Source organism: Stenotrophomonas sp. 71799_Sma (assembly GCF_056482505.1).
Window position 1 is genome coordinate 1254490 of the sequence record NZ_CM151202.1, and the last position, 24870, is coordinate 1279359.

Annotated in this window: 21 protein-coding genes and 1 pseudogene; 7 read left to right on the plus strand and 15 right to left on the minus strand. The window is 66.8% G+C overall.

The features are described 5' to 3' along the window. The first annotated feature begins 82 nt into the window (after positions 1–82). From ACZK4Z_RS05815 to ACZK4Z_RS05830, 4 genes are all read left to right on the plus strand, one after another. Positions 83–1219 carry a metallophosphoesterase gene (locus ACZK4Z_RS05815; protein ID WP_125893737.1) on the plus strand — a complete coding sequence of 379 codons (1137 nt, stop codon included), beginning with the start codon at positions 83–85 and terminating at the stop codon, positions 1217–1219. 27 nt (positions 1220–1246) lie between these two features. Next, positions 1247–1657 (plus strand): hypothetical protein, encoded by a 411-nt coding sequence (locus ACZK4Z_RS05820; RefSeq protein WP_125893739.1) that lies wholly within the window; start codon positions 1247–1249, stop codon positions 1655–1657. 97 nt (positions 1658–1754) lie between these two features. Then, a complete protein-coding gene (locus ACZK4Z_RS05825; protein WP_125893741.1) occupies positions 1755–2765 on the plus strand; it encodes a hypothetical protein in 1011 nt (336 codons plus the stop codon). Positions 2766–2846: 81 nt separating this feature from the next. Then, positions 2847–4106 (plus strand): MFS transporter, encoded by a 1260-nt coding sequence (locus ACZK4Z_RS05830; protein ID WP_125893743.1) that lies wholly within the window; start codon positions 2847–2849, stop codon positions 4104–4106. Positions 4107–4110: 4 nt separating this feature from the next. Here the strand turns inward: ACZK4Z_RS05830 and ACZK4Z_RS05835 are convergent, their stop codons facing one another. After that, the gene (locus ACZK4Z_RS05835) at positions 4111–5058 is read right to left on the minus strand and encodes a nucleoside hydrolase (protein WP_004147861.1); all 948 of its coding nucleotides are present in this window, start codon (positions 5056–5058) and stop codon (positions 4111–4113) included. 151 nt (positions 5059–5209) lie between these two features. Here ACZK4Z_RS05835 and ACZK4Z_RS05840 point away from each other — a divergent pair, with 151 nt between their 5' ends. After that, positions 5210–5542, plus strand: coding sequence for a hypothetical protein (locus ACZK4Z_RS05840; protein ID WP_125893745.1), 333 nt, complete (start codon positions 5210–5212; stop codon positions 5540–5542). A 148-nt stretch (positions 5543–5690) separates the two neighbouring features. Here the strand turns inward: ACZK4Z_RS05840 and ACZK4Z_RS05845 are convergent, their stop codons facing one another. The 13 genes from ACZK4Z_RS05845 to ACZK4Z_RS05905 form a co-directional block, all read right to left on the minus strand. Next, on the minus strand, positions 5691–6410 hold the full coding sequence (locus ACZK4Z_RS05845; protein ID WP_057499721.1) for a GntR family transcriptional regulator: 720 nt from the start codon (positions 6408–6410) through the stop codon (positions 5691–5693). Between the two features lie 105 nt (positions 6411–6515). Next, the gene (locus tag ACZK4Z_RS05850; protein WP_032127621.1) at positions 6516–7883 is read right to left on the minus strand and encodes an SLC13 family permease; all 1368 of its coding nucleotides are present in this window, start codon (positions 7881–7883) and stop codon (positions 6516–6518) included. Between the two features lie 104 nt (positions 7884–7987). Next, positions 7988–8908 (minus strand): malonate decarboxylase subunit epsilon, encoded by a 921-nt coding sequence (gene mdcH / locus ACZK4Z_RS05855; RefSeq protein ID WP_125893749.1) that lies wholly within the window; start codon positions 8906–8908, stop codon positions 7988–7990. Further along, positions 8905–9762, minus strand: coding sequence for a triphosphoribosyl-dephospho-CoA synthase MdcB (mdcB, locus tag ACZK4Z_RS05860; protein ID WP_185749950.1), 858 nt, complete (start codon positions 9760–9762; stop codon positions 8905–8907). The genes mdcH and mdcB overlap by 4 nt, the downstream gene beginning before the upstream one ends. Continuing rightward, the gene (mdcG, locus tag ACZK4Z_RS05865; RefSeq protein WP_125893751.1) at positions 9759–10400 is read right to left on the minus strand and encodes a malonate decarboxylase holo-[acyl-carrier-protein] synthase; all 642 of its coding nucleotides are present in this window, start codon (positions 10398–10400) and stop codon (positions 9759–9761) included. Before mdcG ends, mdcB begins: the two co-directional genes overlap by 4 nt. Continuing rightward, positions 10393–11097, minus strand: coding sequence for a biotin-independent malonate decarboxylase subunit gamma (mdcE, locus tag ACZK4Z_RS05870; protein WP_125893798.1), 705 nt, complete (start codon positions 11095–11097; stop codon positions 10393–10395). The genes mdcG and mdcE overlap by 8 nt, the downstream gene beginning before the upstream one ends. A 2-nt stretch (positions 11098–11099) precedes the next feature. Further along, the gene (locus ACZK4Z_RS05875; RefSeq protein WP_049422772.1) at positions 11100–12008 is read right to left on the minus strand and encodes a biotin-independent malonate decarboxylase subunit beta; all 909 of its coding nucleotides are present in this window, start codon (positions 12006–12008) and stop codon (positions 11100–11102) included. Further along, positions 12005–12325 (minus strand): malonate decarboxylase acyl carrier protein, encoded by a 321-nt coding sequence (mdcC, locus tag ACZK4Z_RS05880; RefSeq protein ID WP_049398883.1) that lies wholly within the window; start codon positions 12323–12325, stop codon positions 12005–12007. The genes ACZK4Z_RS05875 and mdcC overlap by 4 nt, the downstream gene beginning before the upstream one ends. Positions 12326–12335: 10 nt before the next feature. Continuing rightward, on the minus strand, positions 12336–13979 hold the full coding sequence (gene mdcA / locus ACZK4Z_RS05885; RefSeq protein ID WP_125893753.1) for a malonate decarboxylase subunit alpha: 1644 nt from the start codon (positions 13977–13979) through the stop codon (positions 12336–12338). A gap of 222 nt (positions 13980–14201) precedes the next feature. Then, complete coding sequence (locus ACZK4Z_RS05890; protein WP_125893756.1) at positions 14202–16394, minus strand: TonB-dependent siderophore receptor; 2193 nt, start codon at positions 16392–16394, stop codon at positions 14202–14204. A gap of 268 nt (positions 16395–16662) precedes the next feature. Continuing rightward, positions 16663–18363, minus strand: coding sequence for a malate dehydrogenase (quinone) (mqo, locus tag ACZK4Z_RS05895; protein WP_125893758.1), 1701 nt, complete (start codon positions 18361–18363; stop codon positions 16663–16665). A 228-nt stretch (positions 18364–18591) separates the two neighbouring features. Further along, positions 18592–19038, minus strand: a complete 447-nt coding sequence (locus tag ACZK4Z_RS05900; protein ID WP_125893760.1) for a GNAT family N-acetyltransferase — start codon at positions 19036–19038, stop codon at positions 18592–18594. A 183-nt stretch (positions 19039–19221) separates the two neighbouring features. Beyond that, a complete protein-coding gene (locus ACZK4Z_RS05905) occupies positions 19222–20127 on the minus strand; it encodes a LysR family transcriptional regulator ArgP (protein ID WP_125893762.1) in 906 nt (301 codons plus the stop codon). 138 nt (positions 20128–20265) lie between these two features. On the opposite strand from ACZK4Z_RS05905, the gene ACZK4Z_RS05910 reads away from it, so the two are divergent. Both ACZK4Z_RS05910 and ACZK4Z_RS05915 read left to right on the plus strand, forming a co-directional pair. Continuing rightward, positions 20266–20901: a LysE/ArgO family amino acid transporter gene (locus tag ACZK4Z_RS05910; RefSeq protein WP_005408523.1), complete on the plus strand. Its 636-nt coding sequence runs from the start codon at positions 20266–20268 to the stop codon at positions 20899–20901. A gap of 167 nt (positions 20902–21068) precedes the next feature. Continuing rightward, a pseudogene (locus ACZK4Z_RS05915) lies at positions 21069–23050 on the plus strand (alpha/beta hydrolase family protein). A gap of 58 nt (positions 23051–23108) precedes the next feature. Here the strand turns inward: ACZK4Z_RS05915 and ACZK4Z_RS05920 are convergent. After that, complete coding sequence (locus ACZK4Z_RS05920) at positions 23109–24863, minus strand: peptide MFS transporter (RefSeq protein ID WP_125893765.1); 1755 nt, start codon at positions 24861–24863, stop codon at positions 23109–23111. Between the last annotated feature and the right edge of the window lie 7 nt (positions 24864–24870).

Genomic DNA, 24870 nt, shown 5'->3' on the forward strand with positions numbered 1-24870 from the left:
TTCCTGAGCAGCCGGGTATGGGCTCGGCTCTACACAACACTGCCGGCAACCGTCACCATGGCGGGCCCGCTTTCTTTCCCGGATGGTTGCAGTGCTGAGTACGATCGGTTTGTTGATGGGCCTGTACGTGGCCTGGCGCCTGTTCTGGCCACTGCGCATGCCCATCTGGATGAAGGTCGTGCTGTCGCTGCTGCTGGTGGGCGTTGCCGTGCAGCTGCGCATCGTAGCCACCTTCTGGGGCACGATGGCCTCGCCGGAGATACCGAAGCTGGCCATCGCCACGCTGGCCACCGGCTCCACCGCCGTGTTGCTGCTGGCGCTGGTGATGCTGGTGCTGGACGCCGGCCTGCTGCTGTCGCACCTGCTGCGCTGGCCGCGTACTGTATCGGTCCTGCGCGCGCCGAAGCTGCGGCCGACGGCAGGTCTGCTGGCCCTGCTCGTGAGCGGTTATGGCGTCAGCCAGGGCATGGCGGTACCCAAGCCCCGGCAGATCGAGGTGAGCATTGCCGGCTTGCCTGCCGCGTTCGATGGCTATCGCGTGCTGCAGCTGACCGACATCCATGCCAGTCGCCTGCTGACCGGCGACTGGGTGCGCAGGGTGGTGGAGGAGAGCAATGCGCTGAAGCCGGACCTGATCGTGATTACCGGCGATCTGATCGATGGCAGCGTCGAGGCCCGCCGCGACGACGCGCGGCCACTGGCCGACCTGCATGCACCGGATGGTGTCATCGCCATCACCGGCAACCACGAGTACTACGCGCAGTACCAGGAGTGGATGCAGGCGTTTCGCGCGCTGCACATGCAGGTGCTGGAGAACAGCCACCTGCAGGTACGACGGGGCGATGCGGCGCTGACCATTGCCGGCGTCACCGACCCGGTGGCGGCGCGCTATGGCCTGCCTCTGCCGGATCTGGAGGCCGCGCTTGCCGGTGCTGATCCGGGCGCGCCGGTGATCCTGCTCGACCATCGCCCGCGCAATGCGCGCGAGGCTGCCGCACGCGGGGTGAAGCTGCAGCTGTCCGGGCATACACATGGCGGCCAGATCATCGGCATGGACCAGCTGGTGAAGCGCGCCAATGGCGGTTATGTGTCCGGGCGTTACGAGGTGGATGGTATGACACTGTACGTGAGCAATGGTGCTGGCCTGTGGGCCGGTTTCCCGGCACGCATCGGCGTTCCTTCGGAGATCACCCTGATCACCCTGCGCCGCGCCCCGTGACCCCTGACAAACCACAGGGAAGGAACCATGTCCCATCCCCGCGCACCCATGGAACGTCTGATCCGCGCCAATGCGGACGAGATCAATCGGCTGCGCCAAGCCATCCGCGAAGCCGCTGGCGCGCGCTGGCGTGGCCCGGAAGAAATGCAGCGGCACACAGCAGCCTGCGCGGAATACAACCAGCGCTATGAACAGCTCGCGTTCCCGGGTGGCTACGCCAATGCACTGAAGCAACTGGCTGAGCAGGATCCGAATACGGTGGATGTCGTGCTGACCTTCCTTGAGGTGCGGCCCTACTTCTTCCGTTCCGGATATATGTGGAAGACGCTGCTGAAGCGTGTGCAACGGGCACCGATGGGTGTGAAGCAGCAGGCCCGGATGCAGAAGATCCTCGATGCCTACGCCGCTTACAGGGCGGCAAGCCAGCACACCGGGTAGCTCCACGCCATGCGTGGAGGTCGCGCAGCACCCAGCGTCCCAGCCGGCCCCGGATCGGCGATCATCTGCACTGGGTTCTGAAACCAGGAAACACGCAATGCAGGGAGCGCATCATTCAATCCGGCGTCCGCGCCACGTCGCGCTGCTGGTTGGTCTGCTCGCGCTGGCGGCATGCCAGCGCACAACGGATGCGCCGACCGGAGCACCCGCAGCGGGCACACCGCTTGCCGCCCCAGCCATGGCAGAAGACCTCTCTCCGCTGCTCGATGCGCTGCCGAGCTGCGCGCTGGACGGCTGGTACATCGACGTTCAGACCGATCGCCCGGCACATCCCTGGCTGGCCGCGAATGCGCCGAAACCCTGCAAGGTGGACGAAGAGAGCGAGATCGCCACGTTCTGCGTGCAGGGGCAGTGGAAGGGGCTGCCGGTGGAGGAGGTGATCCTGCCGACGATGACCTTCGTCTCGTTCCGTGGCGTGAAGATCGGCCTGCCGCTGGAGAAGGCACGTCCCATCGTCCGCCAGCGTTTCGGCCAGGACTTCCCGGGTGGTGCGGCTTACGAGGAGGGCCGAGAGCCGAAGCTGCTGGCCGACCCCGAGGATGCGCAGCGTTCGTGGCTGCTGTGCAGCACGCCGGAACCGGGAGACGACGTGGGCAGCCAGGCAGGCGTCAGCTACTCGGGCATGAACCTGCCCTACGACCACGACGGTTGCAGCTACCGCTACAGCCCGGTCGACTTCTGCGATGCGCGGCACCGCGCAGCCATCGACGATGCGCTCCAGCACCAGGAGCCCAATTTCAACCAGCACTACCTGCTGGTACAGGTCGATGATCGTCCAGAGTACTTCCAGCGCACGCTGATGCTGGTCGATACCCGCACGGGCAGGGCGACGCCACTGCCGTTCGATGCCTTCACCGGGCCGGCGGGGAAGGGCGGTGATGCAACCGGATACGGGACACTGGAAACGGGCGTGGACCAGCAGCAGTTCTGCCTCGATGGCACGTTGCTGGTGTACCGCGTGTTCGAGGAAGGGCGCTTCTGTTTCGGCTTTGACGGTGAGCGTTTCACCGGCCATGAAACCCAGTACATGCAGGCAGTGGATAGCTGATGACCGGCATTTCACCCCGTCCATGCCACGCTGCGCGGAACCTGTACATCCGGGATCGAGGCTGTTGAAGGCGAATACGCAATGACCGTGGCGCGGCAGCGCTCGATGTGGGTGGCGGGCCTGTCCACGGTGGTGGAGTGGTACGACTTCACCCTGTACCTGTACTTCGCGACGGTGTTGTCGCGGGTGTTCTTCGGCGGCGGCGAACAGGCGCTGCTGGTCACCCTGGCCGGCTTCGCGGTGTCCTACCTGATGCGTCCGCTGGGCGCACTGTGCTTCGGCCACCTGGGGGACCGGCTGGGCCGGCGTTGGATGCTGCTGGCATCGATGGCCTTGATGGCAGCGGCGATGCTGGCCACCGCGCTGCTGCCGACAGCGGCCACGGCGGGCACTACGGCGGGCGTGCTGCTGCTGGTACTGCGCTGCGTGATGGCATTTTCGGTGGGCGGTGAGTACACCGGCGTGGTGGCGTACCTGCTGGAAAGCGCACCAGCACGGCGACGCGGCCTGGTGACCTCGCTGGCATCGGCGGCCAGCGAGGTGGGCGCGCTGCTGGCGGTGGCGATCTCGGCGCTTACGGTTGCGCTGCTGCCCACGGCGCAGCTGGACAGCTGGGGCTGGCGCATTCCGTTCTTCTTCGGTGCCGCGCTGGCACTGGTGATCCTGGTTGCGCGCTCGGGCATGCACGAATCGCCGGAGTTCGAACGCCAGCGTCGCGAGGGCAGTATTCCGGCTACGCCGCTTCGCCACGTATTGCGTAACCACCCGCTGGCAGTAGCGCGCACGTTTGCGATCTCGGCGCTGGGATCGATCACTTATTACGTCGGCATCACCTATGTGCCGGCATTCCTGCATGCGCAGGGTCATGACGAAGGTGATGCACTGTGGCTGTCGACGATTGCGGCAGTGGCGGTCATTGCGATCACGCCGCTGTGCGGCGCATTGTCCGACCGCGTCGGGCGACGCCCGATGCTGCTGGGTCTGACTCTGCTGGCGGCGCTGCTGCCGTTGTCCCTGTTCGCGTGGATGGCGGAGGCGACGGCGCTGGGCATCGCGCTGGCGGCGGTGCTGCTGGCCTGCGTGGCCGGTGGCGTGAGCGCGGTCGCGGCCCCGGCTACGGCCGAGCAGTTCCCGGGCGAGGGCCGGGTCAGCGGGTTGGCACTGGGGGTGACCATGGCCACCGCCTTCTTCGGCGGGGCAACGCCATGGCTGGCGCAATGGTGGGTGGAGCGCAGCGGCTGGGCAGCGGCACCGGGCGCGATGATCGCGCTGGTGGCGGTGCTGGTGCTGCCGGTGCTGTGGACCCTGCCCGAGACGGTCCCGGGCAGGGCCAGGCGCTAGCGGGTCAGACCTTCAGGGTCTGCTCGATGTCGGCCAGTACCGCGGCCGCATCCACGCCGATGGCAATCGACTGCACCACGTGGCCATCCCACACGCTGGGACCGAACGCCAGGCCTTCCGGCTTGGGAATGGTCATGCCGCGGGCGACACCGTCGGTGGCCACGCGCACGCTGGCGCGCTCGAACTGGAACAGCTCCGGGCGGGTCAGCGCGATGCACGCGCAGCAGTCGTGCACGACCATGCCCTTGTGGCCGGCCTGCAGGTAGAAGTCCACATAATCCTGCGACAGCGCACGCACCAGCTCGGCGTCGGCACCGCCGATGGCAGCCAGCTTGTCCAGGCCGTCACGGTCCATTTCCACGCGGGTGGTCACGTCCAGACCGATCGCAGTAACCGGCCAGCTGGCGGTGAACACCACGTCGGCGGCTTCGGCATCGCCCCAGATGTTGGCCTCGGCGGCAGGGGTGATGTTGCCGTTGACGTGGAAAGCGCCACCCATGATCACCACGCCGCGCACCAGGCCGGCGATGTCCGGGGCCTGCTGCAGGGCCAGGGCCAGGTTGGTCATGCGGCCGACCGCGACCAGGGTCACCTCGCCCGGATGGGCGCGGACCAGGTCGATGATCAGCTGATGGGCCGGGCGCGCATCGGCGGCCACGTCCAGGCTGGCCGGCACCGGGTGGTTGCCCAGGCCGTTGTGGCCATGGATGTGCACCGGCCAGGCTTCCGGGGTGGCTTCCGGCTGCAGCGGGCCGCCGGCACCGCGCGCGACCGGAGCGGCAAAGCCCCAGGCCTGCTTCAGGTACAGCGCGTTGTGGGTGGTCGACTCCACCGAGGCGTTGCCGAAGGTGGTGGTGACGCCGATCAGGTCGATCTGGGCGTGCTTGTGCAGGTACAGCAGGGCCAGGGCGTCGTCGACGCCCGGGTCGGTATCGAAAATGACTTTCAGCATGTTGTTGTTCTTCTTCTTCCGTGTGGTGCGGGGGGCGCCGGCGGCCACGGGGCAGGCCGGCGCGCCCTACATTGTCCCATCTTCATGACAGGCAGGGCCATTGCCGGGGAGGCAGGCCATAATGCCCCCAGTCCAGGCACGGAACCGCCGAATGCTGATCGTTGCCCTTCTGCTGGTCCTGCTGGTGCTGGGCCTGAACGTGGTGGCTACCGTGGTGATCGTCAGGCGCGATGGCCTGTCGGCGGGTGGCCGGACAGTGCAGTTGCTGCTGGTCTGGCTGCTGCCGCTGGTCGGCGCGATCCTGTGCATGGCAGTGGCCACGGCCGATGGCTCACCCGCGCGGAGCGATGGCAGTGGCGGTGGGCCCGCCGATTTCTCCGGTGGCTATTCCGGGGACAGCCACAGTCATCACAGCTACAGCAGCTCCGACTGTGGAAGCGACGGCGGCAGCGGTGACGGTGGTGGTGGCAGCTGCAGCGATTGAGGTCTCTGTAGAGTCGAGCCATGCTCGACTGCACTTCGCTCCAACGCCGCGGTGCCTGATCGAAAGGCAGTCGAGCATGGCTCGACTCTACAGAACAGCGGTTGGCTGCGGCCGGTAGTGCCGGCCGCTGGCCGGCAACCCCAACAGCTCAGCCGCCGCCTTCGGTCGGCAACGGCGCCGGCACGTTCAACAGCCCGCCCGCCGCCACATAGGCGGCCAGTGCCTGGCCCTGGCTCAGCAGATGGCGTTCCATGGTGCGTTCGGCAGCCTGCGCGTCGCGGCGGCGGAAGCATTCCATCAGCTCGCGGTGTTCGGCCAGCGACTGCGCGGTGCGACCCGGGGTCAGCAGCTGACGGCCACGATGCATCTTCAGGATGCGGTGCAGGTCGTGGGTGATGCGGATCAGCCACGGGTTGCCCGCGTAATGCTGCACGGTTTCGTGGATCAGGTAGTTGTTGCGGTAGTACTCGGCGATGTTGCCCTCGGCCGCCGCGGTTTCCATCGCTGCATGCAGGTCTTCCAACTGCTGCACGCCTGCATCGTCGATGTGCTTCACCGCCTCATGCGCGCAGCGGCCTTCCAGCATCGCCATCACCGGGAACAGCTGGTTGAGGTCTTCCAGCGTCAGTCGCGTGACCCGGCTGCCACGACCCGCATCGATCTGCACCAGGCCTTCGGCGGCCAGCAGCTTCAGCGCCTCGCGCAGCGGCGTGCGGCTGATGCCCAGTTCCTCGCACAGCGCGGGCTCGTCGATCCATTCTCCCGGCGGCAGCCGGTAATCGTAGATGCGCTCGCGCACGTGTTCGGCCACCTCTTCGTACAGAGGTGCGCGCTTCTTCGGTGACCGCGGGGCAGGGGCAATGGCCATGGTGGAAGTGTACCGCCAGGTAGTGCCGGCCGCTGGCCGGCAACCCATGATCGCTGGATGGCTTCATGAGAGTGCCGGCCAGCGGTCGGCACTACCGCTGGGCGGTTACATCCAGCCCGGCACCACGAACACCAGCCAGGCCAGCAGCGGTCCGAGCGCAACCACCAGGCCGCTGTAGACCAGGAAACGGCGGAACAGGGTCTCGCGCTCTTCCTTCGCGGCCGAGGCCACCACCAGTGCGCCATTGGTCGAGAACGGGCTGACATCGACGATGGTGGATGACACCGCCAGCGCGCAGATCACGCCGGCGGCGCTGAGGTGACCCTGCATCAGGAATGGCACCGCCAATGGAATCGTCGCGCCGAGTACCGCTGCCGACGAAGCGAATGCGGAGACGATGCCGCCGACATAGCAGACCAGCAGCGCTCCGAGCAGCGGGATGCCGATGTCGGAGACACCGTTGCCGATGAAGTCCACCGCGCCGGCATGTTCCAGCACGCCGATGTAGGTCACCACGCCGCAGATCAGCAGCACGGTGGACCAGCTGATGCCATCGACCGCACCCTTCTGGCTCTGCGGGGACAACAGCGCCAGCGCCACCGCCACGGTGATCGAGACCAGGCCGACGTTGAGGTTGTAGATCAGCGCGGCCACGCCCAGGCCGAGCAGGCCGATCAGGGTGAACAACCGCTCGCGGGTCAGGTTCACCGCATCCAGTGCCACCGGATCATTGGACAGGGTGCCACCACCAGCGGCCACCAGTGCGCCATGACCTTCGATCGCGAACTGGCGCGACGACGCCTGCGGGCCACCGGCCATCGCCAGCTCGGCATTGCCGAGTGTTCCTGCTGCGGTGATCGAGCCACGGCGCAGCAGGGCGATGCCACCAAAGGCGAAGAAGCAGATCGTCGCCATCATGAAGTTGAAGCCCAGACTGGTCAGGAACACCGCCATCTCGGTCACTTCCAGCCCGGCTTTCTGCACCACGCCATTGGTGATGCTGCCGTACACGCTGATCGGCGAGAAGCCGCCCGCCTGCGCACCATGGATGACCAGCAGGCCCATCATCAGTGGATTGATGTTGTACTGCTTGGCAAAGCGCAGCGCGACCGGGCCGATGATCGCGACCGCCGCCGGGCCCAGTGCACCGAACGCAGTGAGGACCGCGGTGATCACGAACATTACCCACGGAATGGCCACGATATGGCCGCGCACGGCTTTCACTGCCCAGTGCACCAGCAGGTCGATGGTGCCGTTCTTCTGCGCGATGGCGAACAGATAGGTAATGCCGACCAGGGTCAGGAACAGATCGCCGGGAAAGCCGGCCAGGACCTCCTTGCCGCCCATGTCGACCCACAGCCCGCCGATGATGAAGGCCAGCGCGAAGGCGACGGCGCCCATGTTGATCGGCATCGCGGTGGCGACGATGAACATGATCACCAGACCGATGATCGTTGCGATTTGTGGACTCATGCGCCCTCCCAGACACGTGACTCACGTACAGCGCGGATGGAGACCCGCCATCCCGGGGTAAGGCGACGTACTACGTGTTGCGTGATACGTACTGCTCGAACCCGTTACTGCAGCCGCTCCAGCGCGCTGCGGACCCACGCCGCGGCGCCTTCAAGGCTCTGGAACTCTTCCACCGCGCGCACCTCGCAGCACGGATAGGCCGGCGCGACCATGCGCGCCAATGCGTTGCCCGGGCCCAGCTGCAGGAATACCCGCGCGCCACGCTCGAAGGCCTGGCGCATCACCTGCGCCCATTCGATGGTCTGCACGAGCTGCGCCGACAGCGTGTGGACTGCCGTTGCGCGATCCCGCACCGGTCGCGCATCGATGCCGGCCAGCAGCGGCAGGCGTGGGGCCTGCAGTGGCGAGGCGTCGAGTGCGGCAGCGAACGGTGCGACCGCCGCTGTCAGCAACGGTGTGTGTGCAGGCACGTGCACCGGCAGTGGACGGATGTCCGCACCCTGCGGCCGCGCGGCATCGGCCAGCCGCTGCAATGAGGCGTGCGTGCCGCCCACGATGAAATGGTCCTGCCCGTTGGCGATGGCCACGTGCGCTCCGTGCAGATCGCACAGCGGCTGCAGTACATGGCGTTCCAGGCCAAGCACTGCCTGCAGGCCTGCATCGGCGGGGCTGGCGCTGTCCATCAACAGCGCGCGCTGCGCAGCCAGGGCAAGGCAGGTGGCCGCATCGACGCCGCCGGCGATGGCATGTGCGGCCAGCTCGCCGATGCTGTAACCCGCGATCACCGTCGGCGTTGGCAATACCTCGCGCAGGCCCTGCCAATGCGCCAGGCTTGCTGCGCACAGCAGTGGTTGCGCCCGCACATTGTCGAAGCGGTCGTCGGCCGCCGCAGCGGCGAATACATCGCGGCCAAGCAGTTCGCTCGTGGCATCGAGCACCGGCCGCGCGGCAGCCAGATCGCGCACGCGATCGAACATCGCCGCGTGCTGCGCGCCTTGGCCGGGGCAGAGCAGGGCCAGGCTCATGCCTGCTCCTGCTGCAGCAGGAACACGCTGCAGGCCAACAGGTCTGCGCTGCCGCCCGGGCTCAGCCGGCGCATGACGAAGCCGTCACCGATGCGACGCAGATGTACCTGCCAGTCCGGCGCGAACGTGCCACCGGCGTCCAGGAAGGTGCGTGCCTGCCGCTGGGCCCAGCGCAGGCCGTCGGCGCCGCCGCGGTGCAGCAGGTTGAGGTCATCCACGCACGCGATCAGCTGCATCAGGGTCTGGCACATCGCGGCCTCGCGTGGCAGGCCGCTGGCCAGTGCGTGGCGCAGGGCAGGCAGTGCCACTTCGCGCAGCAGCGGGTAGCCGGCGGCCGCTTGTTCGCGCACACCTTGCACGCCGTGTCGTGCACGCGCGCGCTGGCCAGGGCTGTTCGCATCCAGAGGCGCGTCGGCGAGCTCGGGCGCCCAACGGCGCACTTCCTGGCAGACCTGCTCGGCTGCGGCGACACGGCCCGCGCGGCCCCAGCAGGCAGCGGACGCGGCCACCAGCAGGCCAAGGCTGAAGATCGCACCGCGATGGGTGTTGATGCCCGCAGTGGCGTTCAGCATCGATATCTCGGCGGCGATGCCATGCCGGCGCAGCGTCTGGAACGGCGCCGCGCCGGCACCGGCGTCGGCCACGGCGATGAAATAGTGGCGCAACGCGAACAGGCTGCGCAGGAAGGTGCCGGCATCCATGTCGTGGTGGCTGCCGCGATCGAACGGTGTAACCAGTCCCGGTTTGGGGGCAAGGGTCAGTTCGGCGTGCAGGCTGGCGATGGCAAGGCGCCCCAGGCGCGCGCTGTCCACCGCCGGAGTGGACCGGGCGACGCGCTTCACGACAGCGTTCATGCGACAACTCCAGTGGCGTTGAACAAGGCCTCGCGCAGTTCCAGAGCGGCACCATCAATGCGTTTGACCAGTACTTCGCGGCTGCGACCGGCGTATTCGCGCCAGTTCACCGCGCCACCATCCACCAGGCACAGTTCGCCATCCACGCGATGCCCGTAGGCGCTTTCCCAGTGCTGCAGGCGTTCGACCAGCAGGTCGGCCTGGCGCGCGTCATCCACCTGCCACAGCAGGTCGATGTCCGAGCGCGGGTGCACATAGGGTAGGCCGCTGAGGTGCCGCCAGGCGAAGGCGCCGAACACGCGGGCCGGTGCAAGCCGCAGCATTGCCTGCAGTGCCGCCTGCCAATCAGCCGGAACGCCGCCGGCGAGAATCTCATCCAGGGCAGGGGGAGGCTGCAGGTGCTGGATGTCCTGCAGGGCCACGCGCAGCGCCAGCCGTTGCTTGCCTTCGCTTGGCGGCAGCGGCACCCCCAGGCGCAGCCGCGGGTCGGGATCATCCGCCGCACTGCGTGCCACCATGCCTGGCAGGCCCTGTGCGAACCATGCTGCCAGGCGCGGTTCGTGTGCAGTTACGTCAGCCCGCCAGTCGGCATCGGCCGACAGCCAGGCCAGCGTGTGGCGGGCGGGCCGCTCAGGCATCGCCGTGGGCCACCGCAGTCGAAACCCCTGCCGCCAGGGCACGACCGCCGCGCTGTGCGCCGCGTGCGGCACGCAGGTCGCCTTCGGCGGGCGTGCGCAGCGCCTGCAGCAAGTGCTGGGCAAGATCCCCCTCCCACAGCGATTCCACCGCACCCATCGCCACGTAGTTCTCCACGCCCGGCGCGAACACCGGCGAGCTCTGGCTGAGTGCCTGCAGTTTCTCCAGCGGTTGCTTGGTCACCCGTGCCATCGCGCGCAGGTCCATCACCCGCACCTGTGCATCGGGCAGGGCGTGGATGTGGTCGGCCATCAGGCCGAATGATAGGAAGCCGCCACTGACGGATTCACCATAGACCAGCGTGACAAGCCGCGCGCCACGTCGACGCGCGAGATCCAGCGTCTGTGCCAGATGCGCGAAACAGCCGTTGATGCCAAGCAGTTCGTCGCGCCGCGCCAGGCGCTGGCCAGCGGTGTCCACCAGCATCACGATCGGTCGCTGTGGAAGCGCGGCGGTGCTGGCAAGCACGGTTTCGGCCAGTGCCAATGCGTGGTCCACGCCGACTTCGAGTTTGTCGGCGGTACCGATCACGGTCACCTCGCCATCCTCGGTGGTGGCGCTGCCGGTCAGCACCGAATCGTTCACGGCAATGGCATGCCCATGCGGGAACAGGGCATCGAGCAGGGTCTGCAGCGGCATGCTCATGGCAGGCTCCGGTCGGCGGTGGCGATGAGGAACGCATCGGTGTCGAGCAGCGGCAGTCGCTCGGGGGCAGTGATACCCAGCCGCGCCCAGATCTCCAGGCCATCGCGGCAATCGCCCCAGGCCTGCACGCGCGCCTTCAGTGCCGCATGGCGTTCCTGCAGCGCGGCCAGTGCAGTATCTGGATCGGTGCTGCTGGTATCGGGCTGCAGCGCATTGCTGGCAGCCTGCGCGAACGCCTCGATGGCATCGGGCACCAGCACCTGTGCCTGGTCGATCAGGTAGCGGTGCTTGCCTCCCGTTACGCGCCAGACCAGCGCACGATCGCGGGAATCGAACTCTTCCACACCACGCACGGTCTCGATTACTTCCGGCCCGGACAGTGACAGCCGGCCTTCCTCGGACATGACTACTGTGCTGCAGCAGCGGGCGACGATGCCCATGCCACCGAATGCGCCGTTGCCGCTGCCGATCAGCGCCACCACCGGCACGCCTGCAGCGCGCGCATCCAGCGTGGCGCGCATGATCTCGGAAATGGCGATGAGCCCTGCATTGGCTTCGTGCAGGCGCACGCCACCGGTATCGAGCAGCAGCAGCACACCGTCAGGTCGGGTTTCCGCTGCACGGTGCAGCAGCCCGGTCAACTTGGCGCCGTGCACCTCGCCCACACCGCCGCCCATGAATTCACCCTGCTGTGCAGCCAGCAGCACGCGTCGGCCGCGCAGTGTGGCTTCGCCGACAACGATGCCGTCGTCGAACGCCGCGGGCTGGTCGAGCTGTGCCAGGTGCGGGCTCATCATCCGCCGCGCCGGGCCGAGGAATTCACGGAACGAGCCGGCGTCGGCCAGGCCGGCGATGCGCTCGCGTGCATCGGCTTCGTAGTAACTGTGGCGCTGCGTCCGGCTCATCGTGGATCTCCAGCAAGCAGGGTTTCCACTGCCTGGTCCAGGCGCAGGCTGACCACCGCCGGGGTCGCACCGGCATCGTTGATCGAGACGCGTACATCGCGCAGTGGATGGCGCTGTGCGAAATCACCGATCACCGCCTCCCAGACGCGGCCAAAGCCCTGCGCGGCGGTGATGATGCGCACCGTCATCGCGCCGTCCAGTGCGGCCGGTTCCAGCAGGATTTCCAGGTTGCCCGAGGCCAGTACGCCGACCAGCACTGCATCGCGCGGAAACTGCACCGCCGTGTGTCCTTCGAATCGATAGTCGAGGGTTTCCATGCTCAGCCCCTTACCAGTTGCGGAAGCGCTTGGGCGGGTCGTACAGTCCGCCGGACCAGCGCACCAGGTCCTTCACCGAACGCGCCGCAAGCAGGTCACGGCTGGCATCGCGCACGGAGATGCCGAGGTCATCGGGACGGCGGATCACGCCGCGGTCGCGCAGGTTCTCCACCATCGCGCGGTCGCGCCCCATGCCCACGGCGGTATAGCCGGACACGCCGCGGATCGCCTGTTCGCGCTCTTCAGGGGTGCGGCACAGCAGCAGGTTGGCGATGCCTTCTTCGGTCAGTACATGGCTGACGTCGTCGCCATAGATCATCACCGGTGGCAGCGGCATGTCCGCGCGCTCGGCCAGCTCCCAGGCGTCCAGCCGATCGACGAAGGCCGGTGCCATGTGTTCGCGGAAGGTTTCCACCATCTGCACCACCAGCTTGCGGCCACGCGGCATCTCACCGGGGCGTGCGGCCTGCTGGCCGGCCTTGATCCAGGCCTCGCTGGCATGGCGGCGGCCACGTGCATCGGAGCCCATGTTCGGTGCGCCACCGAAGCCGGCGATGCGGTCGCGGGTGGCAGTGGAGCTGTTGCCCTGCAGGTCGATCTGCAGGGTGGAACCGATGAACATGTCACACGCATACAGGCCCGCGGTCTGCGAGAACGCGCGGTTGGAGCGCATCGAGCCGTCGGCACCGGTGAAGAACACATCGCTGCGTGCGGCGATGTACTTCTCCATGCCCAGTTCGGAACCGAACGAATGCACCGATTTGACGAAGCCCGATTCGATCGCCGGAATCAGTGCGGGGTGTGGATTGAGCGCCCAGTGCTGGCAGATCTTTCCCTTCAGCCCGAGCGATTCGGCGTAGGTCGGCAGCAGCAGCTCGATGGCCGCGGTGTCGAAGCCGATGCCATGGTTGAGGCGGTTCACGCCGTACTCGGCGTAGATGCCCTTGATCGCCATCATCGCCATCAGCACCTGGATCTCGGAGATCTGCGCCGGGTCGCGGGTGAACAGCGGCTCGATGTGGTTCGGCTTCGGGGCCTGCACTACGAAGTTGACCCAGTCAGCAGGGATATCGACGCGGGGCAGGGTGTCGACGATCTCGTTGACCTGGGCGATGACGATGCCGCCACCGAACGCGGTGGCCTCGACGATGACCGGGGTGTCTTCGGTGTTCGGGCCGGTGTAGAGATTGCCGTGGCGATCGGCGGCCTGCGCGGCGACCAGCGCTACGCGGGGCGTGAGGTCGATGAAGTAGCGGCCGAACAGTTCCAGGTAGGTGTGGATGGCACCGATCTGGATGCGCCCTTCGGCCACCAGGTTGGCCAGCCGCACCGATTGCGGGCCGGAGAACGAGAAGTCCAGTTTCGACGCGATGCCACGCTCGAATACATCCAGGTGCGACGGCAGAGACAGCACCGACTGCACCATGTGCAGGTCGTGCACCCGGGCCGGGTCAAGGTCGGCCAGGGCCTGGGCGAGGAAATCGGCCTGTTTCTGGTTGTTGCCCTCCAGGCAGACCTTGTCGCCTGGCTCCAGCAGTGCGTGCAGCAGCTCGCCCACGTCGGTGGCGGCGACCTCACGTCCCCGGGCCCACGGCGCGGCACGTTCCAGGCGGGCCTGGCGGCTGCGTTCCAACGTATCCCAGCTCGGGTTCATCGACCGGCTTCCGATTGGTGTCGATGTAATTACGGCATAATTACAGTCGGGCATGCAACCCGCACTGCAGCAAAAAGAAGGGCCCGCGCGAAGGCGGGCCCATTCAGATTGAAATGGAGGATGACCCGCATCGATCGGGGTAGTGCCGGCCGCTGGCCGGCTCCGCGTCATCGATGCATCGCTTGGAGCCGGCCAGCGGCCGGCACTACCGTTTCTGGTGGCTCAGAACTTCCAGCGCAGGCTGGCCGACACGAAGCGCGGTTCGCCGTAGTTGTTGTAGTCCAGATTCGCCCAGTAGGTCTTGTCCAGCGCGTTGCGCACGCTCAGCGTTGCCGTCCAGTTGTCGCTGATGCGGTAGTTGGCGTTGAACTGGACCAGCATGTAGGCCGGCTGGTTCACCGTCACCGTGCCGCCCAGCGGGTAGGCGATGTTGTAGCCCTGCACCTTGCTCTGCCACTGCACGCCACCGCCGATGCTCAGGCGCTCCAGCGCGCCGCGCAGCTGCAGCTGGGTGTTGAGCTGCAGCAGGTCCTTCGGCGGGTTGGCGTACAGCAGATCGGTGGCGGCGCGGGTGACCTTGACGTGGGTATAGCCGGCGTTGACCGTCCAGCCCGGCAGGATCTCGCCGTTGACGTCCATCTCCCAACCGCGCGCCTTGGTGCCGTTGACGCCGACGTAGGCGGAGGTGCCATCGCTCAGCGAACCCTCCGGCACGCCCATGTCACGCACCGCGTAGTTGTCCTGCTTGGCTTCGAACACGGCGGCATTGGCGGTCAGGCGGCCATCGAACCACTGCGTCTTGATGCCCGCTTCCAGGTTCGAGCCCTGTACTGGCGCCAGCAGGTTCTCGTTGCGGTCCTTGAAGTTCTGCGGGTTGAAGATCTCGGTGTAGCTGGCGTACGCCGAGACGTTCGGGGTGATGTCGTAGACCAGGCCCACGTAGGGAGTGACTTCATCGCTCACCTTGTACGCGCCGCTGGTGCCGGTGTAGGCGCCTGCGGCGTTGTAGGAGCGGCTGAGGGTTTCCCAGCGGCTCAGGCGTGCGCCGGCAATCAGCGACAGCGGATCGGCCAGGCGCAGGCGGGTGGCCAGATAGACGCCACTCTGCGTGGTCTTGGCCACGCGGCGCGCGCCGGTACGGCGGTAGGTGACCTCGGAGATGTCGCCGTTCCAGCTGTACACGTTGGGAATGTAGTAGCAGCGTTCGCCGCCGCAGCGTGCCCAATCGTTCGGGAAGTTCAGCGCCAGGGTGTTGGTGGTGCCTTCCAGGTCCGACCACTGTGCGCCGAGGGTCACATCGTGGTCGCGGCCGAACAGATCGAAGCTTCCGGTCAGGTAAGCATCGACGTTGCGCCGGGTGTCCCTCGAATCACCGGCGGCCGCGCGCAGGAAGATGCCCGAGCCGGTCACCGGGTCCGGGTTGCCGGTGCCGTACAGGCGCACGTTCTGCACATTGCCACGGGTGTAGGCGGTGTTGATCTTCAGCAGCCAGTTGTCGCCGAAGCGCTGTTCCAGGTTGGCGAAGGCAGTGTTGCTCTCGCGCTTCCAGTAGCTCCACTTCGGCGACAGGTTGGTCGAGCGCGGCAGGTGCGCGAAATTGCCCTGGTTGTCGAAGAACGGCACGGTGCCCCAGGTCGAGCCGGTCGGATTGTTGTCCTGGCTCTGGTAACCGAGGGTGATCGTGGTGCTGTCGGTGACGTCGCCTTCCAGCACCGCCATGCCGGCCATCTTGTTCTCGTCGTAGCGGTCGTAATACAGGCCACGATCGGTATAGGCGGCGACCACGCGGCTGCGGAAACGGCCGTCATCGGTCAGCGGCGCGGTCACGTCCGCCTCCATGCGTCGATAGTCCCAGCTGCCGGCGCTGATCGCGAACGAGGCATCGAACTCCTTGCCCGGCCGCTTGCGCAGCAGGTTGACGGTGGCCGACGGCACGCCGGCGCCGCTGAGCAGGCCGTTGGCACCGCGGATCACTTCGATGCGGTCGTAGAAAGCGGTGTCGTATTCCTGGTTGGTGGAACCGCTGTAGGTGGGAATGCCATCGACCTGGAAGTCGGTGATGGCGAAGCCGCGTGCGTAGTACAGCGGGCGCTGGGTGTCATAGAAGGACACGCTGACGCCGGTGACGTTGCGCATCACGTCGTTGATGCTGAACAGCGACTCGTCCTGCAGGCGCTTCAGGCTGATCGCAGTGGCCGACTGCGGGGTTTCCTGCAGTGTGATCGGCAGGCGGGTGGTGCTGGATGGCGGAGCGGACTGCTCGGCACGGACGCTGACCCGGTCCAGGGTCTTGGCATCGGATGCATCGGCGGCGGCCTCGGCGAACGCCGGAGACGCGACCAGCGCGAGCGAAGAGAGCAGGGCAGCCGGCAGCAGCGCACGGCGGGGCAGGCGGTTACGGAACGTCAGGGACATGGTGGGTTCGAAGCTCGGAGACGGGAAGGGGGCGGCAACAGTCGTCCAGCACCCGGGGCGGCGGCTTCGGGCACATCAGGTCCATCTGGGAGGGGCGCGGTCACTGCGTAGGACGCAAATGTAAATAATTCTTAACAACATTACAATTCGCGTCATTGTGCATAGGATTCCCGGCGCCGGGCATCGCTTTCTGCAGCAGGGAGCGGCCCAAACGCGAACGGCCACCCGAAGGTGGCCGTCCGTGTCTGCTACAGGGAATCTGCCAGGCTTACAGCGCCTGCAGTTCCTCATTGGCGTTGCGCTTTTCCTTGGCTGGTGCCGGAACCGCTGCCGGCACCACCGCAGGAGCGGGCGATCCCGCGTCCGCGTCCACCGGCACCTCCAGGTACGGCAGGCGCAGGGTCTGGCTGGTCAGCGTACGGATCTCGTTGACCAGCGCGGCGCTGTCGTTGAGCTTGCGCCCGTACGACGGCACGATCTCGCGCAGGCGGGCTTCCCAGCCGGCCTTCATCTGGTCCGGGAAGGCCTTGGCCATCAGGTCCAGCATGATCGGCGGCGAGGTCGACGCACCCGGCGAAGCGCCGAGCAGGGCGGCGAGGGTGTGGTCCTTGTCGGTCACGATCTCGGTACCGAACTGCAGCACCGGGCCCTTCAGCGGATCACGCTTGATGATCTGCACGCGCTGGCCGGCGGTGACCAGCTTCCAGTCACCCGGCTTGGCAGTGGGGAAGTACTTGACCAGCTCGGCCTGGCGGTCGGCATCGTTCAGGCGCGCCTGGCCCATCAGGTACTGCACCAGGTCCAGGTTGTCCTTGCCCACTTCCAGCATCGGGCCGACGTTGTTGTGGTTCACCGACGAGTACAGGTCCCACCACGAGCCGTGCTTGAGGAACTTGGTGCTGTACAGCGCGAACGGCCCGAACAGGACCACCGGCTTGCCGTCCAGCTTGCGCGCATCCAGGTGCGGCACCGACATCGGCGGCGAACCGGTCTCGGCCATGCCGTAGGCCTTCACGCCGTGGCGCGAGGTCACGTCCTGGCCCTGGAAGGCGAGGAACTGGCCACCGACCGGGAAGCCGGCGTAGTCCTTCGATTCCGGAATGCCGGACATCTGCAGCAGCTTCAGTGCAGCGCCACCGGCACCGATGAACACGAAGCGGGCGTGGGTGGTGGACTCGGTGCCGGCCTTGAGGTCCTTCACCGTCACGTTCCAGCTCTTGTCGGCGTTCTGCCGCAGCGCGCTCACTTCGTGGTTGAGGTGCAGGCTGAAGTTCGGGCTGCGCTGCAGGCCGGCGGTCAGCTGGCGGGTGATCACGCCGAAGTTGACGTCGGTGCCCAGCGGCATCCAGGTTGCGGCAACCTTCTGCTTCGGGTCACGGCCTTCCATCAGCAGCGGGGCCCACTGCTTGATCTGGGCCGGATCCTCGGAGTACTGCATGCCGTAGAACAGCGGATTCTTCACCAGGGCCTGCTGGCGCTTGTGCAGGTAGGCGATGTTGTCATCGCCCCAGACGAAGCTCATGTGCGGGGTCGGGTTGATGAAGTCGCTGGGCTGGCTCAGCCGGCCTTCCTTCACCTGGTGCGACCAGAACTGGCGCGAGACCTCGAACGATTCGGCGATGCCGACCGCGCGCTTGGTCTCGATGCTGCCGTCGGGCAGTTCGGGGGTGTAGTTCAGTTCGGCGAAGGCCGAGTGGCCCGTGCCGGCGTTGTTCCAGCCGTCGGAGCTTTCACCGGCGACGCCGTCGAGGCGTTCGTAGACCTGGATGTTCCAGTCCGGCTGCAGTTCCTGCAGGTAGGTGGCCAGGGTGATGCTCATGATGCCGGCGCCGACCAGCACAACGTCGACGGGCTTGTCGTTGCTGGCGGCGGGCACCGAGCGCTGGGTCAGCGGCCAGTACAGGAACAGCGCGGCGGCCAGCAACAGCAGCACGAGCAGGGCGAGCAGGGCCTTGCCAAATTTCTTCATGGGGGCGGGATCGTTGGCGGAGGGGAAGGGGTCAGGATGCGCGTGGGGCAGGGAAAGGGCGTGAAGAAACAACGCCTTGCGCCATCCATCCGCGATTCTAACCGGATCCGGTCCGTTTTTGATGCAACGCAGCATCCGACGTTTCGCGGCCCCGTCACGTGAGCGGCGGGCCCAAGCCTGGCGATCGTAGCCCCAGTAGCGCCAGGCCATGCCTGGCGACGCCTTCAATCAGACCAGCTCCAGAATCTCGTCACCGGCCTCATCGATCTCCCCGGTCGGGCGCCAGCCCAGGCGCCGGTAGAAGCCATGCGAGCGCGAACGCGGGTCGGCCGAGCACGCCAGGAACAGCCGGGTATGGCCCGCATCGCGGGTCAGGCTGACCACTTCCTGCAGCAGCTGCCGACCGACGCCACGGCCTTCGTAGTCCGGCAGCAGGGCCAGCACCAGCACTTCGCCGGTGTCGCGGTCGGCGAAGCAGTAACCGGCCATGCGCTCGCCCTCCCAGGCGACGCGGCCGATCGAATCGCCCTGGGCGATGCCGGCCGCCCAGCTGTCCTCGGTGATGCCCAGCTCTGCCAACTGCGCGGCGCTGAAGGCGTTTTCGCGGGTGCGCCCGCGCAGGTCGATGCAGGCGGCGGCATCTTCGGGGCGCGCATCGCGGACGAATACAGGCATGCAGGGCATCCTTGCAGTGATCGGCCGACCAGTATCCGCATCGCGCATGGACCTGGTGTGGAGACTTCGTGGAGATTGGATGGAGCAAAAAGGGGACGGAGGGGATTAAGTCGTTTAAGGCCTATACGACATTCTGGGCAAAGACGACTTAATCCCCTCCGTCCCCTTTTTTGCAGGGCTGCCTCAGCGCTTGCGCCGCACCAGCGCTGATGAGGCGTCCAGCACGGCGCGGGTCAGCAGGGCCATGGTCTGGACGTCACCCTTCCAGTGCTGCCAGTACAGCGGCACGTCTTCCCACGCGCGCTGGCGCACGTAGACCAGGCGGCCCGCGTCCAGGTGCCGCTTGACCAGCGGCAACGGATTCATCGTCCAGCCCATGCCGCCAAGGTTGGCCTGCACGAAGGCGCGCGTGGACGGAATCCACCAGGTCGGCGCGGTGCTGGGCAGGTCGTCGCCGGCCATGCGCCGGGCGAAGCGCGACTGCATGTCGTCCTTGCGGTTGAACACCAGCACCGGGGCCTGCGCCAGCGCCTGCGCGGTCACGCCCTTGGCGAAATGACGCTCGCGGAACTCGGGGGTACAGGTGGCGGCGTAGCGGATGCTGCCCAGCGCATGGATCTGGCAGCCCTGCACCGGCTCGTCCAGGGTGGTCACCGCACCCAGCACCGTGCCCTGGCGCAGCAGTTCGACGGTGTGGTCCTGGTCCTCCACGCGCAGGTCCAGCGTAGTGCCGGTGGTCTGCGCGAATTGGTAGGCCGCCTGCGGGAACCAGGTTTCCAGGCTGTCGTGGTTCACCGCCACCGGAATACTGGCTTGCGGCAGGTCCTCATCGGCCAGGCCCATCCGGTGCAGCGCATCGTGCTCGAGCAGGGCGGTCTGCTCGGCCAGCTGCACCAGCAACTGCCCCTCGGCGGTGGCGGTGGCCGGGGTGCCGCGCTTGACCAGCAGCCGGCCGATCCGGTCCTCCAGCGCCTTGACCCGCTGCGAGATGGCGGACGGGGTGACATTCAGCGACTGCGCGGCGCGGTCGAAGCTGCCTTCGCGGATCACTGCGGCAAGGGCGCGCAGCTGGGCATGGTCGATACGCATCGAATTAAGTTCCGCTAATGTTGGTTTAGGAAGTTTAGCTCGTCTTTTTCATGTTGCGGCGCGACAATGGCGCTCGTTCCGGTGCTGTCCGCCTTCGCGAGGCACCGTCCCCCCAAGCAAGTAAAGGCAGTGAATCCCATGTTCTCGGTCATCTCCGCCAGCACCGGCCTCGGTGCCTGGTTCTCTGGTGCAGCTACCGGCATCGGCCTGTTCGCCGTGGTCGGGGCCCAGAGCGCCTTCATTCTGCGCCAGGGCATCCTGCGCAAGCACATCGTGCCGGTGGTTGCCACCTGTGCGGCCATCGATGCGATCTTCATCTTTGCCAGCGTGGCTGGCCTGCGCACGCTCACTTCGGCGCTGCCGTGGCTGACCACCGCCGTGCTGTGGACCGGCGTCGCGTTCCTGGCCTGGTACGCCATGAAGTCGGCACGCCGTGCGATTGCCGGTGGCGGCGGCATGGGCGAGGCTGACAGCGACGACGGCAGCCGCCGCGCGGTGCTGATGGCCGCGGTCGGCTTCTCGCTGATCAACCCGCACTTCTGGCTGGACATGATGGTGATCGGCTCGATCGCCGAGAACTTCGGCAACGCCCGCATGGCCTTCGCCGCCGGTGTGGTGACTGCCAGCTGCCTGTGGCTGACCGCGCAGGGCCTGGGCGCACGCCTGCTGGCGCCGCTGTTCACCAAGCCCAGTACCTGGCGCGTGCTCGACGGCACCATCGCCGTGATCCTCAGCATCCTGGCCCTTACGTTGGCGGTGCGCGGGGTCCACTGACCCGGCGCACGCCCCCCGAACCCACGTCCTGACTCTCTCTCCAAGGTAGTGGTAACGACGGCACCGGCAACGGTGCCGTCGTTTTTTCTGCCGATGTGGCGCGGCAAACGGTCACGTGCCTAGAATCGTACATCCGGACAGGGTGTCCGGTTTTCCATGGGGGAAGGATGCGCAGGATTGTGCTGGCTGTACTGCTGGGCGCGGTTGTGGGTGGGGCATCGGCCGCAACGCTGGACCTGGATCGCTATCTGCGGCAGGAGTCGTTTACCGACATCAAGATTTCACCAGGGGGCGAGTACATCGCCGCGACGGTTCCGCTGGAGGCGGGAACCGCATTGGCGATCTACCGCATTGCCGACATGAAGATGGTCGGCAGCTTCCGCCCGCCCCGCAACGATCACGCCCACACCTTCGACTGGGTCAGCAACGAGCGGCTGCTGGTGGGCATGGCACAGAAGTTCGGCGTGCTGGACCGGCCGACGCCGACCGGTGAACTGTTCGGTATCAATGCCAACGGCAAGGGCGGCGAGCTGCTGGTGGGGTACCGGGTTGCCGACCAGAGCCTGGGCACCAACATCAAGGTCAAGCCGGCAGGCCTGGTGGCCGCCTACCTCAGTGATGAGCTCAAGGACGATGACCGCAACGCGCTGGTGACGGTGATCCCGCTGGTCGGCAGTTCGCATGCGCAGGTCGAGCGCATGGACGTGATCACCGGTCGCCGCAACGCCGTGGCGCGCGCTCCCATTCCCGATGCGGACTTCACGACCGATGAGCAGGGCGAGGTGCGTTTCGCACGCGCTGTCGTTACCGATGGCACGCAGAAGCTCTACTACCGCACGGGCAGCAACAGCGACTGGGTCCTGCTCAATGATGAATCCCTGAGCAAGCGCATCGAGGCGCCGCTCGGCTTCTCGGCCGATGGTCGCCTGGCGTACCTGCAGGTCGAGCAGGCAGATGGACCTGATGCCATTGTCAGCTGGGACCCCCAGAGCAATGAACGACGCACCGTGCTGCGCGATGGGAGTGCCGACCCGGCGCGCATCATCCGGCGCCCCGGCAGCCGCGTGCCGGTCGGGGCCCTGTTCCTTGGCAGTGCGCCGCGAACGGCATTCTTCGATGACGCCTCGGACGACGCTCGCCTGTACCGCAGCCTCGAAGCCGGCCTTGGCGGAGCGGTCTACATCACCTCCAGCACGCGCGATGGCAAGACGGTGCTGGTGGAAACCTGGTCAGGCAGCAATCCGGGCGATTTCTATCTCTATGACACGGTTGGCAAGAGTGCACGGCACCTGATCAGCCGCAGCGACTGGATCGACCCCGCGCTGGCGGCGGAGGTGCGTCCGATCAGCCTGACGGCGCGTGATGGGCGTTCGCTGCATGGCTTCCTTACCGTCCCGCATGGCCGCGAGGCCCGTGCGCTGCCGATGGTGGTGGTGCCGCACGGAGGTCCGATCGGTGTTGCCGACCAGGGCGCCTATGACACCGAGACACAGATGCTGGCGGCGGCAGGTTACGCGGTACTGCAGGTGAATTTCCGCGGCTCTTCCGGCTATGGCCGGGCCCACATGCAGGCCGCGCGAAAGCAATGGGGGCTGTCGATGCAGGATGACGTCACCGATGCCACGCGTTGGGCGATCGAACAGGGCGTGGCCGACAAGAACCGCATCTGCATCTATGGGGCCAGTTACGGTGCCTATGCGGCGATGATGGGGCGGTGCGCGAACCGGGCCTGTACCAGTGCGCGGCCGGCTACGTCGGCATCTACGACCTGCCGTTGATGTACGCCCGCGGAGACATCCAGAGCGACGAGTCAGGCCTGGCCTACCTGCGGAACTGGCTGGGATCGCCCAAGGATCTTGCAGAGCGTTCCCCGGTGAATCTGGCCGCGCAGGTGCGGGTGCCGGTATTCCTGGCCGCGGGTGGTCAGGATCAACGTGCGCCGATCGTGCACAGCGAACGCATGGAAGCTGCGTTGAAGAAGGCCGGCACGCCGGTGGAAACCCTGTACGTCAAGAATGAAGGGCATGGTTTCTATTCCCCTGCCAACCAACGTGCGTACTACAGCAGGTTGCTGGCCTTCCTCTCGCGCAGCCTGGGGGGCCAGGTGGCCGGGCAGGCCGCACCTGCGGAGAAGAGCAGCGCGCCCTGAACAAGCCGGGGGCGGCGGATGATCGATCCGCCGCCCCCGGAGTTCGCCTGCATCGTGCTTACTTGACCCCGTGCATCATCTTCTTCAGCAGCGGCGCGGCGATGAAGGCGGCCAGCGCACAGCCCAGGCCGATCCACATCAGCAGCCAGAACAGGTGCGCATAGGCACCGGCCGCGGCCACCATGTCCAGCGATTCGCCTTCCGGTACCTCGATCGCGGCCAGCTTGCCGAACAGCGCGGCCAGCGTTTCCGAGAACGCGGTTGCCAGGAACCAGGTGCCCATCATCAGGCTCATCACCCGCGGCACGGCCAGCTGGGTCACCGCCGACAGGCCGACCGGCGACAGGCACATCTCACCGCTGGCCAGCAGGAAGTAGGCCAGCACCAGCCACCACACGCTGGCCATCTCGCCGGTGGCGCCGACCTGCTGTGCGGCCAATGCCAGCGGCACGAACGACAGCGCGCCGATCACCAGACCCCAGGCCGATTTGACCGGCTTGCCCGGTTCCCAGCCGCGGCGGTCCATCCACGTCCACAGTGCGGCGAAGGCCGGCGCCAGCAGCACCAGGAACAGGCCGCCGAGGTAGGTCAGCGAGCCGGCGGTCTGCGGAATCACCAGGCAGTCGCGCACCAGCAGCACCAGCATCAGCACGACGATGGCGGCGAAGAATGTTCGCGGCGCAGATGAGCCCGGACGGCGCTCGGACAGCCGCGCGCTGACCACGAAGCCCAGCGGTGCCAGCAGCAGCGAGATGATCGACCACGGCAGCGGGGTACCGCCGGTGATCACCAGCGAGGGCACGATGTCCTTGGTCAGCAGGCGGTCGGTGAAGGTCACCCAGGAGCCATACGACTGCTCGTACATGGTGAAGAACACCAGCGCCATGAAGATCAGCACCATCAGCGCGATCATCTGCTGGCGCTGTACCGGCGTGCACTTGCTGCCGGTGAACCAGGCGAACCAGACCAGCACGCCGCCCAGCACCGCCACCATCAGCATCAGTGCCAGGCTGATTTCACCGCCCAGCGCGAACGCGCCGTTGCCGGCCGCCCACATCAGCCACGCCACCGGCAACACACCGAGCACCGCGCACAGATAGATGAGCCATTCGCGGGGCAGGCCCAGCACCTTCTGCTTCAGCGCGGCCGGCTGCGGCGGCTCGGCGTGGCCCTGCAGGTACTTCTGGCCCCACAGGAACATCGCCAGGCCGGCCAGCATGCCGATGCCGGCCGCACCGAAACCGTACTTCCAGCCATAGGCCTCGCCGAGGAAGCCGCACACGAGCGACGAGAACAGCGCGCCCAGGTTGATGCCGGCGTAGAACAGCGAGAAGCCCGAATCGCGGCGCGGATCGTCCTTGGCGTACAGCTTGCCGACGATGGTGGAGATGTTCGGCTTGAGGAAGCCGACGCCCATGATGATCAGCGCCAGCGACAGGTAGGTCACCGCCAGTGCCGAGGTATCGCGCACCACTTCACCGTTGACCCGGTAGGCCGCGTGACCTTCGAATGCCATGCCGAGGTGGCCGAGTACCAGCAGGATGCCGCCGAACAGCACCGCCCGGCGCATGCCCAGCCAGCGGTCGGCCAGCATGCCGCCGAACACCGGGATGCAGTACACCAGGCCGCCATAGGCACCGAGCAGGTCCAGGCCGGCCTTGTCGCCGAACAGGTGGTACTTGGTCAGGTACAGCAGCAGCAGCGCCTTCATGCCGTAGAAGGAGAAGCGCTCCCACATTTCGGTGAAGAAGCAGACGTAGACGCCTTTGGGGTGGCCCAGGAAGTCGTCGGAAGCGATAGCGGTGGAATTCATCGCGGAA

Excerpts from the sequence above, each read along its gene's own strand:
- mdcB (WP_185749950.1), bottom strand. The coding sequence starts at position 9,762 with ATGAACGCTGTCGTGAAGCGCGTCGCCCGGTCCACTCCGGCGGTGGAC.
- ACZK4Z_RS05890 (WP_125893756.1), bottom strand. The coding sequence starts at position 16,394 with ATGTCCCTGACGTTCCGTAACCGCCTGCCCCGCCGTGCGCTGCTGCCG.
- ACZK4Z_RS05835 (WP_004147861.1), bottom strand. The coding sequence starts at position 5,058 with ATGCTGAAAGTCATTTTCGATACCGACCCGGGCGTCGACGACGCCCTG.
- mdcH (WP_125893749.1), bottom strand. The coding sequence starts at position 8,908 with ATGAGCCTGGCCCTGCTCTGCCCCGGCCAAGGCGCGCAGCACGCGGCG.
- ACZK4Z_RS05820 (WP_125893739.1), top strand. The coding sequence starts at position 1,247 with ATGTCCCATCCCCGCGCACCCATGGAACGTCTGATCCGCGCCAATGCG.
- ACZK4Z_RS05815 (WP_125893737.1), top strand. The coding sequence starts at position 83 with ATGGTTGCAGTGCTGAGTACGATCGGTTTGTTGATGGGCCTGTACGTG.
- ACZK4Z_RS05900 (WP_125893760.1), bottom strand. The coding sequence starts at position 19,038 with ATGCCTGTATTCGTCCGCGATGCGCGCCCCGAAGATGCCGCCGCCTGC.
- ACZK4Z_RS05840 (WP_125893745.1), top strand. The coding sequence starts at position 5,210 with ATGCTGATCGTTGCCCTTCTGCTGGTCCTGCTGGTGCTGGGCCTGAAC.
- ACZK4Z_RS05905 (WP_125893762.1), bottom strand. The coding sequence starts at position 20,127 with ATGCGTATCGACCATGCCCAGCTGCGCGCCCTTGCCGCAGTGATCCGC.
- mdcC (WP_049398883.1), bottom strand. The coding sequence starts at position 12,325 with ATGGAAACCCTCGACTATCGATTCGAAGGACACACGGCGGTGCAGTTT.
- ACZK4Z_RS05845 (WP_057499721.1), bottom strand. The coding sequence starts at position 6,410 with ATGGCCATTGCCCCTGCCCCGCGGTCACCGAAGAAGCGCGCACCTCTG.
- ACZK4Z_RS05825 (WP_125893741.1), top strand. The coding sequence starts at position 1,755 with ATGCAGGGAGCGCATCATTCAATCCGGCGTCCGCGCCACGTCGCGCTG.
- ACZK4Z_RS05920 (WP_125893765.1), bottom strand. The coding sequence starts at position 24,863 with ATGAATTCCACCGCTATCGCTTCCGACGACTTCCTGGGCCACCCCAAA.
- ACZK4Z_RS05850 (WP_032127621.1), bottom strand. The coding sequence starts at position 7,883 with ATGAGTCCACAAATCGCAACGATCATCGGTCTGGTGATCATGTTCATC.
- ACZK4Z_RS05910 (WP_005408523.1), top strand. The coding sequence starts at position 20,266 with ATGTTCTCGGTCATCTCCGCCAGCACCGGCCTCGGTGCCTGGTTCTCT.
- ACZK4Z_RS05830 (WP_125893743.1), top strand. The coding sequence starts at position 2,847 with ATGACCGTGGCGCGGCAGCGCTCGATGTGGGTGGCGGGCCTGTCCACG.
- mdcG (WP_125893751.1), bottom strand. The coding sequence starts at position 10,400 with ATGCCTGAGCGGCCCGCCCGCCACACGCTGGCCTGGCTGTCGGCCGAT.
- mdcE (WP_125893798.1), bottom strand. The coding sequence starts at position 11,097 with ATGCCGCTGCAGACCCTGCTCGATGCCCTGTTCCCGCATGGGCATGCC.
- mdcA (WP_125893753.1), bottom strand. The coding sequence starts at position 13,979 with ATGAACCCGAGCTGGGATACGTTGGAACGCAGCCGCCAGGCCCGCCTG.
- ACZK4Z_RS05875 (WP_049422772.1), bottom strand. The coding sequence starts at position 12,008 with ATGAGCCGGACGCAGCGCCACAGTTACTACGAAGCCGATGCACGCGAG.
- mqo (WP_125893758.1), bottom strand. The coding sequence starts at position 18,363 with ATGAAGAAATTTGGCAAGGCCCTGCTCGCCCTGCTCGTGCTGCTGTTG.